Raw genomic sequence first — 13119 nt, forward strand, 5'->3', positions numbered from 1 at the left:
CTCGCGGCCTGGAGCTTCGCCCGTGCCGAGCGCCACCTCGGGCCGTGGCGCCTGCCCGGTGCGTGGCAGCCATCCGCCACCGCCCTTCCGCGCGGCCGGAGTTTCGCCCGCGCCGAGCGCCACCTCGGGGCCGTGGCGCCTGCCCGGTACGTGGTGGCGATCCGCCCACCGCACTTCCGCGCGGCCCGGAGTTCCGCCCGCGCCGAGCGCCACCTCGGGCCGTGGCCGCCATCCGCCCACCGCCCTTCCGCGCGGCCGGAGTTTCGCCCGCGCCGAGCGCCACCTCGGGCCGTAGAGCTTGCCCGCCGAGCACCACCTCGGAGCCCTGGCAGCCATCCGCCACCACCCTTTCGCGCGGCCGGATTTTCGCCCGTGCCGAGCGCCACCTCGGGACCGTGGCGCCTGCCCGGTGCGTGGTGGCCATTCGCCACCGCACTTCCGCGCGGCCCGGAGTTTCGCCCGCGCCGAGCGCCACCTCAGGGCCGTGAGCTTGCCCGCGCCGAGCACCACCTCGGGGCCGTGGTGCCTGTCCGGTGCGTGGTGGCCGCCAGCGCTGCGCCGAACACCACGTCGGGGCGTAGCACCACCTCGGGCCCTGGCAGCCATCCGCCACCGCACTTCCGCGCGGCCTGGAGTTTCGCCCGCGCCGAGCGTCACCTCGGGCCGTGGTGCCTGCCCGGTACGTGGTGGCCGCCAGCGCCCGTGCCGAGCACCACCTCGGGCCCTGGCCGCCATCCGCCACCGTCCTTCCGCGCGGCCGGAGTTTCACCTGTGCCGAGCACCACCTCGGGCCGTGGTGTCCGTCCGGTGCGTGGTGGCGCCAGCGCCCGTGCCGAGCACCACCTCGGGCAGTAAAGCTTGCCCGCGCCGAGCACCACCTCGGGCCGTGACGCCTGCCCGGTGCGTTGCGCTGGCCAGTGTCCGCGCCGAGCGCATCCTCGGAGCACCCCGAGAGTGTGCCCACTGGCGCGCACGCGCCGGGGCTTCCGACCTGGCCCTCGTACCCGCGCGTTGCCCCGTGCCGAGCCGGGAGCGCGCTCGGCACGGGCAGGCGTCTGTTAGGGTCTACCCATGAGGTCACGTCCCTTGCCCCACGTTCCCGGGCTCTTGCTGGTGCTGCTGTCCATGGCCGCATGGGCAGCCGAAGCGCAGACGGCCCCCGGCCCTTCCCTTCGTTTCCGCCGCGTGCCCCTCACTGGAAAGCCCGAGGTGGTGCGGCTCGCAACGGGCATTCCCGCAACGCTCAACTTCGACGCGGCGATCAACCCGCAGAAGGTGCGGCTGGATGCTCCGGCCCGCGTCAAAATTTTGAGCACCGGGGAGCGCTCTGTCACCCTGCTTGCCGAGGGCGATTTGGGCGAAGGCGTGACGTTGCGCGTGCCGTTCCTGACTGAGCCCTCCCTCGCGGAGCCTGCCTTTCAGCTCGTCACGGATTCGGACGTGGCGGATTCGCAGGTGATGGTCTACCGCAGCGCCAACGCGCCGGAGTTGATGCAAGCACGGCTGACGGAGTTGGAGGCCCGCAGCGCCGCGTGCGAGGCGCAACTCTCCACCGAGCGCGAGCGCAGCAAGGCCACGGGCCCCGCCGCATGGGTCCTCTCCCGACAAGTTGATGCAGCGGGAGTGCGCGTTGACGAACTCAAGCGACTGTCCAACGTGGGCTCGGCGGGCATTGAGGCAACGTCCGTCCGCCGCTTCCTGGCGGATGGGTGGGCGGTGCTCCGCGTGCAGGTGGGGAACGGCTCCGGGCAGCCTTGGCGGCCAGGGCGGGCATGGCTGGAAAGTGCGGCCACCGGGCGCCGCACGGACGCGCGCACGGTGAGCATGGCGCCGGAAGTGCTGGCCCCCGAAACCTCGGGCCGCGTGGCGGTGGAGTTTGACGGGCCGCCCGGGAGCGTGGGGGAAGTCTTCCGGTTGGTGGTAGAGGACGCGGACGGCGCCCGGCGCCTCTCAGTCGCGGGCGTGGTGATGCAGGACACAGCGCAGGAGAAGAGTGGCCCATGATGACCGTGGATCCCCCCAACTTCCTCAAGCCCGGCGCCCGCCTCGGGGCCCCCTACCGGATTCGCGGTTGGAAGGGCGGCGGTGCCTATGGCGAGGTGTACGAGTGCGAAAGGCAGGGCAGGCCCTACGCCCTCAAGCTGTCCAAGCACCGCCAGTCCAGCGATGACCCGGGCAAGACGGACCAACGGCTGCTGCGGGAGTTGGTGTGCCTTGTCCAACTGGACCACCCGAACATTGCCAAGGTGCTGGGCTGGACACGCACTGACGAGGGTTACGGCTATCTGGTGCTGGAGTACGTCGAGGGGTGGACGCTGGCCCAATGGCTCCAGCAAACGCGCCCCACCTTCGCCCAGGTCCTGCACGTCTTCGCCAAACTGGCGGGTGCGCTCGCGTACATGCACCGCAGGGGCGTGCGGCACCGGGACGTGTCGCTGTCCAACGTCATGGTACGCAAGGCGGACGGCGAACCCGTCCTCATTGACCTGGGGGCGGGGGACTACTCCGGGGCACATGAGTTGACGGATTGGCCCTTGCCCCCGGGTACCGACCGCTACCGCTCGCCCGAGGCGGCCCGCTTCCTCAAGGCCCACCAGAACGACCCGAGCGCCCGGTACGACTTCCCCCCGGAAGATGACTTCTACTCGCTGGCGGTGTGTCTCTATGACGCGCTGACGGACGCGGAACCCACCCTCAAGGCGAACGCACGAAAGGTCCCGCGCCTCAACGTCAACAGCCCCACCATGGCCCCGCCCCCAGCCCGCAAGGTCAACCCGCGCGTGCCCGAGGCATTGAGTGCATGGGTAGAGCGGTGGTTGGTGCGCGACGTGGAGACGCGGCGGCCCGCGTTGGATGCCATGCCTAGCTCCCTGGAAGAGTTGGCGAAGCAAGGCGGCGCGGAATGGCTGGCCACCGTCCAGCCCTCGCCGGAAGAGGGCACCCCGGCCCCCGAGCAACAGCTTTCCCGGAAGCGGCGGCGCGTGCTGGCATGGGCCATGGCCGCTGGCGTGCTCGCGGCAGTCGCGGCGCTCGCGTGGCTACGCGCCGTCCCTTCGCAGGATGTGGCGCCGTCCCAGGCCGCGCCGGAGGCGCCAAGCACGCCGCAGGCGCCAGCCCCGGACAGTCCACCAACCCCGCCCGCGCCGTCTGCGGGTGCAGTACCGTCCCCATCCCAGGTGTCCCCTGCTGAGAAGGAAAGCCCCTCTGTGAGTGCCCCCACGAATCCGCCCCCGAGTGCGTCTGCCGCGAAGAAGCCGAAGAAGGCCGCGCCCGTCTTCAGCCCCGAATTCCTCAAGAAATGCGCCATGGCGGGTGCCAGTGCCGCCGCGTTGATGGGCTGCCCTGGCCCCCAGGTGACGCCCACGCGGGAGACGTGCCCCAAAGAAGCCGTGAGTGCCGCACAGGAAAGGCGCCTGGAGCACGATGCTTTTTTCAGCGTCCAAATTGACGTGAGTCAGCCATGCCCGAAGGGGAAGTTTTGCGACGTCACATTGCGCGACGGGCCGATTGAAAGCGTCGTGACGGAGGGCCGGTACGGGTTGCCCGATGGCACGCGGCTGTACGGCCAAGTCTGGACGGCAGGAGACGAGGTGGTCATCCGCTACACCCGCGCCGTGATTCCTCCCGGGATAACCAAGTATTACGCCGAGGGCACCGAACGGGCCTTCCCCATTTGCGCCGTGCTCGGCAACAACGGCGGCGCGAAGAAGCGGGAGGGCTCCAAGCCCGGCGCCGCGCGAGTGTACGCCTACGAAACCGCACGCATCATTCACGGGCGGTGGCCATAAGGCAGGGTGTAAAGGGTCTTTGCAGAAAACTGGCCCCGGTTGCTCTAGCAATAATGTTGCGATAACCCGGGCCTCAAACCTGGAGAGTCGTTCCCTTCCGGGACTACTCGCCAGTAGCTTCCTCCCTGCGTTCGCGCGGCTTCCGTGGCCGCGCATTCAGGAAGGAGACACCCTCATGCCTTACGCTGGCGCCCCGTGGTTTCCCCTGGGGACAGTCCTTTTCTCCCGTGGCAAGTCCACCTACGAATTGGTGGAAGACTTGGGCCCCGGCCACCACGGCGAGCGGGTGCTGGTGGCGCTGCGGCGCACCCATGGCGACGCAAGCGGAAGAGTCATCCTCAAGGCGTTGCCCCTGCCCGCCGTCACGTCCGAGTTGAAGCTGGCGCGCAAGCGGCTGGAGGAAGAGGTGAAGCTCGCCAGCTATTTGCGCCACCCGAACATTGCCCGCGTCTTCGGCATGCACAAAGCCCGGGGCGCGCTGTACGTGATTACGGAGTGCGTTTCCGGGTGCTCGCTCAATACGTTGGTGGAAGTGGCGTTGACGCATGGGCGCCACTTTCCCGAATCCTTCATGCTGTACGTGGGCACCCAGGTTGCCGGGGCCCTCGCGCACGCGCACGCCTGCCAGAGTGAGGAGGGCAAGCCGCTGAACATCGTCCACCGGGCGATTGACCCGGTACGGATTCGCGTGACGCTGGCGGGGGAAGTGAAGCTGATGGATTTCGGCATTGCGTCCGCGCGGCTTCCAGGCCAGCGCACTACCCGCCGACCCGGTGCACGGGGAGAAGTCTATTGGGCCTCGCCCGAGGCGTTGCTCGGGCAGCCCGAGCATGCGCGCTCGGACCTGTTCACGTTGGGCATGGTGCTGGTGGAACTCGCCACGGGCAGGCACCTCCTCAGTGCGCCCACCATGCTCACGGAAGACTTGTGGGAATTGGTCCCGGAAGGGGAGCGGGAGCGGTTGGGTGGCGCCATTGCGCGGGTACAGGAGGAATGGGGAGGAGTAAATCCAGAGGACACCGTTCTGCGGGCGGCCACCTTCACCCCGGCGGACGTGGACGCAGCAACGAAGGGACTGTCCGAATCCACGCGGGCCGTGTTCCGCAAGTTGCTGGGCCGCGACCCGGCAGAGCGCTACCCATCCGCCCTAGAACTGCAAGAGGGCTTGTCCAACGTGCTCCGGGAGCGTGGGGGTTACAGTGCCAAGAATGCGGCCGATGCCATCCAAGCGGCCCTGCGGCGGGCTGGCGAAGCGATGGCCCGGGACGAGGATGGAGCGCGGAGCGCGTTCTGCCAGGACGATATTACGACGGAGCCGACTCCCGCTTGAGGGCCCCATCCCGCCTGCAATACCGTTTCGTGCTGCCATGACAGACGAAGCTCTGCGCGCTTCCATCGGCCGCACCGTAACCGTCCGGCGAGCGACGTGGCGGGAGGCATTGCCGAGGCAGCAGTCGTGGTGGACCCTGGCCGGAATGTCGAAGCCGGCTGAGAAGCAGGAGTGGTTCCAGGTCGCCGAGGCCTTCGAGGCGAGCGGCCTGACGCAGAAGGAGTTCTCCACGCAGCGAGGATTGAGGCTGAGCACACTGCAGTCGTGGGTGTACCGGCGCCGCCGCCAGCACCCGCAGAAGGTCCCTGCGGTGCGGTTGCTGCCGGTGGAGGTCTCGGCCATTGCACCACCGCCGAGTCCCGCGCTGCTCGAGGTGGTGCTGGCCAGCGGAGCACGGCTGCGGTTCCCTGGGGGCGCCGACGTCGACTACGTGGTCCGGCTCGTCACCGCGCTGGGCGGGTGAGCGCGTGTTCACGCTTCCGGCGTCCGTGCGCGTGGTGCTGGCCACCGAGGCGGTGGACATGCGCAAGTCGATTGACGGCCTCATGGCGCTGGTGAAGTCCGCCTGGGGCGAGGACGTCTACTCCGGCCACCTCTTCGCCTTCGTCTCGAGGCGGGGCGACCGCATCAAGGTGCTGACGTGGAGTCGGGGAGGCTTCGTGCTGCTGTACAAGCGACTGGAGACGGGCCGTTTCCGGCTGCCGAAGGTGGACGCGGACGCGAGCGCGGTGCACCTGGACGCGACGCAGTTGGCGATGCTGCTGGACGGCATGGATGTCACCGACGTCAAACGCTCGCCCGTCTGGACGCCACCCGGGCGCACGTCCTCGTAGCGCGAGAACAGGCCGTGGCGCCGCGAGGTGTTGGTACCAGGTGCCACGAGAGCTGCCCCAAGACCACTTCTGTCCCTGGCGCGAGGAAGCCGAAGAGCTTCGCGAACGGATGACGTCGCTGGAGGCGAAGATGGCGGCGCTGGAGCGGCGCGTCTTCGGCCGCAAGACGGAAAAGCTGCCTCCGGTGGCAAAGGAACTGAAGCCGTCGTCCACCAGCCCGGAGGACGAGGCGGCCCGGGCCGCGAGCGCACTGCAGACGCGACGCGAGCGCGCGGCCCGTAAGGCCGCCGGGGCCGTGGAGCGCGTAGTCCCGCACGAGGTGCCCGCCGAGGAGCGGCGCTGCCCAGCGTGCGGCAGCGAGGCCCTCAAGCCCCTGGGAGAGGGGCGCCGGACGGTGGTGTACGAGTACGTGCCGGCTCTCTTTGAGAAGCAGGTGCACGTGCAAGAGGTCCTGGCGTGCGCCTGCGGCCGAGGTGTCGTCACCGCGCCCGCGCCGCCCAAGGTGGTGGACAAGGGCGAGTACGGGCCGGGTCTCCTGGCCCACGTCGTCGTCTCCAAGTGCGCGGACGCCATGCCCCTGCACCGGCTGGCTCAGCGGATGGAGCGCGGCGGGGTCCCCATGAGCCGCAGCACGCTGACGGACCTCTTCCACCAGTCCGCCGAGGTGCTGCTGCCGTTGTCCTCGCACCTGCTGCAGTGCATCGCCTCTGCGGAGGTGGTGTGGGCCGACGAGACGCCACTGCGCGTGCTGGACGTGAAGAAGACGCGCCGGGGCTACCTGTGGACATTCCTCACCCAGACGCCCCAGGGCGAGTGGCTCATCGGCTACCGCTTCAGCCTGGGGCGCGCGGGCAAGACGCCCAAGGACGTGCTGGGAGGCACCACGGGCGCGCTCGTGGTGGACGGGTACACCGGCTACAACGCGGTGACGCTGCCGGAGGGCCGCACTCGCGTCGGCTGCTGGGCCCACCTGCGTCGTCGCTTCTTCGAGGCGCTGTCCACCGCGCCTGAGGCCCGTGAAGCGATGGACCTCATCCTCGAACTCTACCGCGTGGAGGCCCAGGCACGGGACGCGGGCCTCGTGGGCACCGCGGCGCACCAAGCGCTGCGCCAGGAGTCCAGCACTCGTATTCTCGCGCGTCTGCGCGCGTGGCTCGCAGTCCAGACGCCGCTCCACCCGCCGAAGAGTCCCATGGGGCAGGCCCTCTCTTATGCGACGAAGCAATGGGAAGCGCTGACGCGCTTCGTCGAGGACGCGCGACTGCCTTTGGACAACAACCGCTCGGAGGCGGCGCTGAGAAAAGCCGCAACGCCCCGTTCATTCTGCCGTAAGCATCGCGGAAGTTGCCCAGGTCCAATACCAATGGCACCCCTTGGTGGGCCAGCAGGTTCCAGTCCTGTACCGAGAACATCGCAAAGGAGAGCAAGTCGCTATTTGCGAACTGCTTGATGGCTCGCGAGCGGTTGTCCCCGCCTGGATGCTGGAGCGGGCGGCTTGCGCGACGCTGACTTTCGGCATTCCGCGGGTTTCGTTGGAGGCACTTCGCGATTTGCGCCGGTTGCTCGACGCGCAGGCATCCGAGCACGCGTCGGCAACCACCTCAGGCTTGAGGGTGGAGGTCGCGCATGGCCAACCACCAGGAAAGGAAGCCGAAACAGCTCTCGCTCCCGCTCGGAAGGGCGCCGAGTCCCCGGGTCACCGAAGAGCAGCACCACCAAGTGGTACTGCTGCTCGCGCAGTTCCTGCTGAGCACGGTGCCTCCGCCAAGCCGCGGCGACGGCGCCGCGACGGAGGCCGGCGATGAACCGTACTGAGTTGCCGGAGACGGTCCTGCAGCGGCGCGCCATCGTCTACGTCCGTCAATCCACCGTCGCGCAGGTTCAGGACAACGTGGAGAGTCAGCGCCGCCAGTATGCGCTCGCTGACCTGGCGCGCGCCTACGGATTCCGTGACGTCGTCACCATCGATGAAGACCTTGGCCGCTCGGCCAGCGGGACGATCGCCCGTCCGGGCTTCGAGGCGCTGGTAGCACAACTTTGCCAGGGCCGCGTTGGAGCCGTCTTCTGCCTGGAGGCTTCCCGGCTGGCGCGCAACGGTCGTGAGTGGCACCACCTCCTGGAGTTGTGTGGCCTTGTGGATGCTCGCGTTGTCGACGGCGACGGTGCCTATGACCCGAGCGTGCCGAATGACCGGCTACTCCTCGGGCTGAAGGGGACCATCAGTGAATTCGAGCTGACCCTGATGCGCCGCCGGCTCATCGACGGAGCGCAGGCCAAGGCACGGCGCGGGGAACTCCATATTCCCGTGCCGGTCGGTTACCTGTGGGCCCAGGGGCCTGCCTTGGAAATAGACCCGGACCGGCGCGTGCAGGAAGCCATCCGTACGGTATTCCGACTCTTCGCGCGCCTGGAGAGCGCACGGCAGGTGCATCTGTCCATGTGCCGTGAGCGCCACCTGTTCCCACGGCCGAGCGATGGCAAGCGGTGGGGGGCACCCAGGTGCTGGACGCCACCGACCTACCGCAACATCATCAGCGTGTTACAGAATCCTGTCTACGCAGGCGTGTATGCGTATGGGAAGTCGACCCAGCGCACCCAGCTTGTCGAGGGGCGCCTTACGAAGAGCTACGGGCACCCCCGTCCCATGCACCTATGGACGGTGCTGCTGAGAGACCATCATGCAGGCTACATTCGCTGGGAAGAGTTCGAGCGCAACCAGGAACGCCTGCGGCGCAACGCGCACCGCCGCCCTGCTGGCAGCGCGAAGTCGGCAAGAGGCGGAGGAGCCCTGCTCTCGGGCCTGCTGCGTTGCCGCCGCTGTGGGCGCATGCTCCTCGTGGCGTACACCGGGCGTCCGCCGCGCCGCGCGCGCTACCTCTGTCACCGGGGCCGGGAGGCCCACGGCACCGCGCCCTGCATCTCCTTCGGCTCCTCTCGGCCGGACGACCTCGTTGCGGCCGAGGTGCTGCGAGCCGTCGCTCCCGTCGCCGTGGAAGCAGCAATAGCCGCCATGGACCTTGCCCAGCAGCAACACGCCGAGCGGCGGCGCGCCCTCGAACTCGAGAAGGAGCAGGCGAACTAGGAGGTGCGTCTCGCACAGCGTCGCTACGAAGCCGTTGACCCGGACAATCGACTCGTCGCCGCCGAGTTGGAAGCGCGATGGAATGCGGCACTCACGCAACTGCGTGCATGCGAGCAGCGCGTCAGTGAGCGGGAGCCTTCGTCTGCCTCCGTCCCGGACCGCGAAGCGCTGTTACGTTTGGCAGGCGACCTGCGCACAGCATGGGACGCCTCAGGGGCGGATGCCGCCTTGAAGCAGCGACTGGTGCGTACCCTGATTGAGGAGGTAGTCGTCGACATCGACGATGCTCGCCGAGAGCTGGTGCTCATCATTCACTGGCGGGGTGGGCAGCACTCAGAGGTGCGAGCACGCAAGCCCGCCACGGGAGAGCACCGCAAGCGTGCCTCCGCCGACGCCGATGCGATGATTCGTGCGATGGCTGGCGAGCAGTCGGACGCGGCCATGGCGGTACGTCTCAACCAGGCGGGCCACCGAACTGGCCACGGCCTTGCGTGGACCCATAGGCGCGTCGCTGCGTACCGACGGACGGCCCGAATTCCAGCCTACGCCTCTGGCCGGCAGGACAGCGGCTGGCTCACCATGCGGGATGCTGCCGCAGCCCTCGGCGTGCCGAACCAAGCCATTCGAAAACTCATCCAGTGTGGGCTTCTCCCCGCCAAGCAGGTGATGCCGGATGCTCCGTGGCAGATTCGAGCGGAGGACCTGCGAGCGACACACGTGCTCGAGGCCGTCCACAAGCGACGTAGGAGCCCTCGCGGCGCGAGCAAGCCCCGCCGTCGCGTGAAGCGGTCGACAACGCCCCGAAGAGGTGACGCACAATGAAACTCCCATTGCCCTCGGCAGGAAGAACTTTCTCTTCGTCGGGCACGAAGCTGCGGGTGAGAACCTCGCGGGCCTCTACGCCCTGGTGGCCACCTGCGAGGCCAACGGCGTCAACCCTGAGGCATACCTGGCTGACGTCCTGCTCCGCGTCCAGACGCATCCCAACTCGCGCATCGCGGAGCTGCTGCCTCACGAGTGGAAGCGTCGGCAGACCACCGGCCCGCCCGAGTCACACCCCCAACCCGCTTCCTGAACACACCTACGGCCCCGGCCTCTGTCGGGCACGGACCTCGTCCGTCTTCAACCCCTCACGCCACGTCGATGACCGGACGGATACGCCGCACCGCGAAAGCAGCGCGGCTGCGGCTGGGGCTCAGTCAAGCGGACGTGGCAGCCAGCATTAGATCCACGCGCGCCTACGTCGGACAGGCGGAAAAAGCAGTGTCGATCAAGTTCGGACGACCGGGAACCCAGGTCAGGTAGCCCACTCCTGAATCTCTTTGTTATTGCGCACCAATTCGAGCACAGAAGCAGGAATAGCCGTATGTGCCATTGGCTGTTGTGCAATCCTGATTGCGTATTGAAGAACAGCTGAGAACGAGTGTTGCCGCAGCACGGTCGCTAGAATTTTTGTTCGCACAAGATCGCCAGCGGCCTTTAACTGAGCATACATCTCAAGCAATGCAAGGATCGTCACCCACGCATTCCTTCGCCCCTGCTCCAGTGTCTGCCGATCAAGACCAAAAACCTCGATGCTCTTCTCTCCCTTAGGTGTACTGCTCACAAAGGAGCCGGTTTCTGGCACAAACTGCAAATAAGCAGCAGGATCCTCCGCTGTTGGATCAATCAACAATGGTGCGCCGTTGGCATCCAATGGAAACTGGCTGCGCTTGGCATTGCTATTACAATAAGAGCACGCGAGCAGAAAATTGAGCCAGTCAAAAGCTCGCTCTGGGTGCTGGCTCTTAGGCCAGAAATGCTCAATATCCGTGCCTAGACTATCTTCACAATACATGCAGCGCTGAATGCCAGATGCCATCTGCCTAAGCATCTCACGAACCTCTTTAAATGCGCTATTGCTCTGCAACTGCCAGAGTCGATCCACCTCTCCAACTTTATCTTTGGAGTTGGCCACTTTGGTTGCGCGGGCATGAAGAAAAGCTTGGGCGCGCGTAGAGAGTTGCCCTCTAGTTGTCCGCTTCATGTGGGCTGGGCCTTCATTTCGCGGCTTGAACGCCAAGTAGCGCTTTGACGTCGTCGAGAGCCCGCTCAACTGATGCTGTGGGTGTTAGAGGCAGGTCCATCTCAAGTTGCTGAGCCCGAGATAGGTCCTTTCTGGAAGCCCGCCCCTGCAACTGCTTGGCACGCAAGTGGCTGAGTTCGCGCCGCAGTCGATCAGTCTCATCAGACCAAGTCTTCTCAAGTCCAAAAAGCGCTGTCAGAACAGCTTCATCGGCAGTCCCATGCACAACTCTCTTGAAAGTTTCTTTGTCGACCATTGAGGCCGACCCTAGCTCGCCCGGCGCTGGCAGCCTGATAAGTCCGCCCTCGTCGGCAGCTTGGCAGATGTATGGGCTGTGTGTTGAAACAATGAACTGGATCCGAGGGAAATGACGCTTCATCCAAAAGCCCACCCGCTGCTGCCATGAGACATGCAGATGCGCATCAATCTCATCGGCGAGCACAACCCCAGGCAGGTCGACTTCGAGGTGGCCATTGTTGTTCTTGACTGGCAGTTCCCCGTAGCACTGCTGGAGAAGCCGAACAATATCGAGAACCAGAGCAACAATAACCCTGTATCCATCGCTCAGTTCGCGCAAAGGAAGCTCAGAGTTGCCTTGGGCGACCCATAGCCCCTCAGAGTCAATGCGTATTACTTTGACTTTGTCTGGGAGCAATCCATCATTCAGAAGGCCCAATACGGCTTCCTCAAGCTCGGCGGATCCCGGCTTTTTCTCTAGTCTTCTCGTATAGACATGCTTTAGCCACTGTACGCATTCAATCAGAGAGGCGTCTTCTCGAAAAAGACTCACCATCCGGGCGACATGATTAGGTGCAACCATGAGACGCTGAGCATCGGCGGCGTGGCCAGTTAGGCGGCGGAACGGGCCATATCCTGCTACGAACCATCCGGATGGGTTGTCAGACCAAGGCCCGCGCCACGGCCCTCTCAGAACTTTTTCTGGCTTTGGGCTTGCCTCAAGCGATGGCTCTTGCGCCCCCCCGCTGAGGTTCCATGTCAATGATGCTTTGAAGCCGCTCGTTGGCAGCTTGCCCATCCCTTGAAACCTATCTTCACTAGAAGCAACCATCTCCACAGTAGCACTGCCGTGCGTGCTTCCGTCCCGCACCCATCCCCGAAAACTTTCGGTAAGGGCTCTAGCCGCACTCGGGCCAGCAGCGGCAAGAGCGATGGCACGTAGGAACGTGGATTTCCCTGCGCCATTGCGTCCGGCGATTACGGTCCATCCAGCCTTCCGACCAAATTTAATATCAACGGCATTCCTGGAGCCGAAACCGCGGACATTTTCGATGCGAACATGAGATATGTACATTGTCGGTGCTTCCAGGCCAGCGACAGAGGGAACGAGTTCTTAGTGTCTCCCCTTGACCTTACCAGCCCGCAGGTACGAGGTCATCATCGCTGTATCACACGACTCCCAGGGACTCAGAGTAGGTTCCAGTGGGGGCTTCGCCTTCCTATTGGCTCGGGGGATAAGCTACCAAGTATGTCCCTATCGCGATGGCCGCCGTTACCGCTAGCACCTTCGAGGTGCCACGGCCCGAAGGTGCGCCTAGCACGGACACTGGCCGCGACTCCCGCCGGGCAGGCACCATGGCGCCGAGGGTGTTCGGCACGGTCGCTGGCAGCCACCACTGCCGGGGGGGGCAACCACGCCGTCGAGGTGTCGCTCGGCGCAGGCTGGCGTCGCTACGCCAGGGGGGCAGCGCGGCGCTGGCGGCTGCCGCGCCCCGGGCGCCACGGCTCCGAGATGATGCTTGGCACAGGCAAGCACCACGGCTCCAGGGTGGCGCTCGGCACGGGGATTGGCGACCACCGCATAGCGGGGCACCACGGCCCGAGGTGCCCGGCGTGAACTCTAGCCGCCACTGCGCACCGGCGGACCCTATGGCCGAGGTTACGCTCGGCAAGGATGTCGTTCACGGAGCTGAGCCGGTGCTCGGCAAGGCCCTGGCTACCCACACCGGACAGGACAGGGTTCCAAGGTGGTGCACGGCACGCGCGCCTTCCGGGGCCGCAAG

11 protein-coding genes and 3 pseudogenes are annotated in these 13119 nt (G+C 66.3%); 11 read left to right on the forward strand and 3 right to left on the reverse strand.

Annotated elements, in window-relative coordinates; translation table 11 throughout:
• Positions 1-1113: 1113 nt before the first annotated feature.
• The 11 genes and pseudogenes from VZQ01_RS27085 to VZQ01_RS27130 all read left to right on the forward strand — a co-directional run.
• Positions 1114-2004, forward strand: a complete 891-nt coding sequence (locus VZQ01_RS27085; protein ID WP_223751404.1) for a DUF2381 family protein — start codon at positions 1114-1116, stop codon at positions 2002-2004.
• Entirely contained in the window at positions 2001-3788 is a 1788-nt protein-coding gene (locus tag VZQ01_RS27090) for a serine/threonine protein kinase (RefSeq protein ID WP_223751321.1), read from the forward strand. Before VZQ01_RS27085 ends, VZQ01_RS27090 begins: the two co-directional genes overlap by 4 nt.
• Positions 3789-3963: 175 nt before the next feature.
• Complete coding sequence (locus tag VZQ01_RS27095) at positions 3964-5118, forward strand: serine/threonine protein kinase (RefSeq protein ID WP_223751322.1); 1155 nt, start codon at positions 3964-3966, stop codon at positions 5116-5118.
• A gap of 145 nt (positions 5119-5263) precedes the next feature.
• Complete coding sequence (gene tnpA, locus VZQ01_RS27100) at positions 5264-5581, forward strand: IS66 family insertion sequence element accessory protein TnpA (protein WP_426745075.1); 318 nt, start codon at positions 5264-5266, stop codon at positions 5579-5581.
• Between the two features lie 4 nt (positions 5582-5585).
• Positions 5586-5951, forward strand: a complete 366-nt coding sequence (gene tnpB, locus VZQ01_RS27105; protein ID WP_223786037.1) for an IS66 family insertion sequence element accessory protein TnpB — start codon at positions 5586-5588, stop codon at positions 5949-5951.
• 109 nt (positions 5952-6060) lie between these two features.
• Positions 6061-7401 carry an IS66 family transposase gene (gene tnpC, locus VZQ01_RS27110; RefSeq protein ID WP_426745076.1) on the forward strand — a complete coding sequence of 447 codons (1341 nt, stop codon included), beginning with the start codon at positions 6061-6063 and terminating at the stop codon, positions 7399-7401.
• Positions 7349-7459, forward strand: a pseudogene (locus VZQ01_RS43470) (hypothetical protein); the annotation flags it as partial. The gene tnpC and the pseudogene VZQ01_RS43470, both read left to right, overlap by 53 nt.
• A gap of 118 nt (positions 7460-7577) precedes the next feature.
• Entirely contained in the window at positions 7578-7766 is a 189-nt protein-coding gene (locus tag VZQ01_RS27115) for a hypothetical protein (RefSeq protein ID WP_267697237.1), read from the forward strand.
• Positions 7753-9033: a recombinase family protein gene (locus VZQ01_RS27120; RefSeq protein WP_426745077.1), complete on the forward strand. Its 1281-nt coding sequence runs from the start codon at positions 7753-7755 to the stop codon at positions 9031-9033. Before VZQ01_RS27115 ends, VZQ01_RS27120 begins: the two co-directional genes overlap by 14 nt.
• Positions 9034-9036: 3 nt before the next feature.
• Complete coding sequence (locus VZQ01_RS27125) at positions 9037-9855, forward strand: hypothetical protein (RefSeq protein ID WP_426745078.1); 819 nt, start codon at positions 9037-9039, stop codon at positions 9853-9855.
• A 10-nt stretch (positions 9856-9865) separates the two neighbouring features.
• Positions 9866-10108: pseudogene (locus VZQ01_RS27130) on the forward strand (transposase domain-containing protein); the annotation flags it as partial.
• Between the two features lie 222 nt (positions 10109-10330).
• Here VZQ01_RS27130 and VZQ01_RS27135 read toward each other — a convergent pair.
• The 3 genes and pseudogenes from VZQ01_RS27135 to VZQ01_RS27145 form a co-directional block, all read right to left on the reverse strand.
• Complete coding sequence (locus VZQ01_RS27135) at positions 10331-11059, reverse strand: HNH endonuclease family protein (RefSeq protein ID WP_223751323.1); 729 nt, start codon at positions 11057-11059, stop codon at positions 10331-10333.
• A gap of 13 nt (positions 11060-11072) precedes the next feature.
• Positions 11073-12134 carry an AAA family ATPase gene (locus VZQ01_RS27140; protein WP_223751405.1) on the reverse strand — a complete coding sequence of 354 codons (1062 nt, stop codon included), beginning with the start codon at positions 12132-12134 and terminating at the stop codon, positions 11073-11075.
• Between the two features lie 123 nt (positions 12135-12257).
• Positions 12258-12410: pseudogene (locus VZQ01_RS27145) on the reverse strand (AAA family ATPase); the annotation flags it as partial.
• Positions 12411-13119 lie beyond the last annotated feature (709 nt).

Origin of the sequence: Myxococcus faecalis (assembly GCF_050039385.1) — a bacterium.
In the GTDB taxonomy this organism is placed as follows: domain Bacteria; phylum Myxococcota; class Myxococcia; order Myxococcales; family Myxococcaceae; genus Myxococcus; species Myxococcus fulvus.

What these genes read in the sequence shown, in the direction of transcription:
- VZQ01_RS27090 (WP_223751321.1), top strand. Translation starts at nt 2,001, where the DNA reads ATGATGACCGTGGATCCCCCCAACTTCCTCAAGCCCGGCGCCCGCCTC.
- VZQ01_RS27095 (WP_223751322.1), top strand. Translation starts at nt 3,964, where the DNA reads ATGCCTTACGCTGGCGCCCCGTGGTTTCCCCTGGGGACAGTCCTTTTC.
- tnpA (WP_426745075.1), top strand. Translation starts at nt 5,264, where the DNA reads ATGTCGAAGCCGGCTGAGAAGCAGGAGTGGTTCCAGGTCGCCGAGGCC.
- tnpC (WP_426745076.1), top strand. Translation starts at nt 6,061, where the DNA reads ATGACGTCGCTGGAGGCGAAGATGGCGGCGCTGGAGCGGCGCGTCTTC.
- VZQ01_RS27115 (WP_267697237.1), top strand. Translation starts at nt 7,578, where the DNA reads ATGGCCAACCACCAGGAAAGGAAGCCGAAACAGCTCTCGCTCCCGCTC.
- VZQ01_RS27120 (WP_426745077.1), top strand. Translation starts at nt 7,753, where the DNA reads ATGAACCGTACTGAGTTGCCGGAGACGGTCCTGCAGCGGCGCGCCATC.
- VZQ01_RS27135 (WP_223751323.1), bottom strand. Translation starts at nt 11,059, where the DNA reads ATGAAGCGGACAACTAGAGGGCAACTCTCTACGCGCGCCCAAGCTTTT.
- VZQ01_RS27140 (WP_223751405.1), bottom strand. Translation starts at nt 12,134, where the DNA reads ATGGGCAAGCTGCCAACGAGCGGCTTCAAAGCATCATTGACATGGAAC.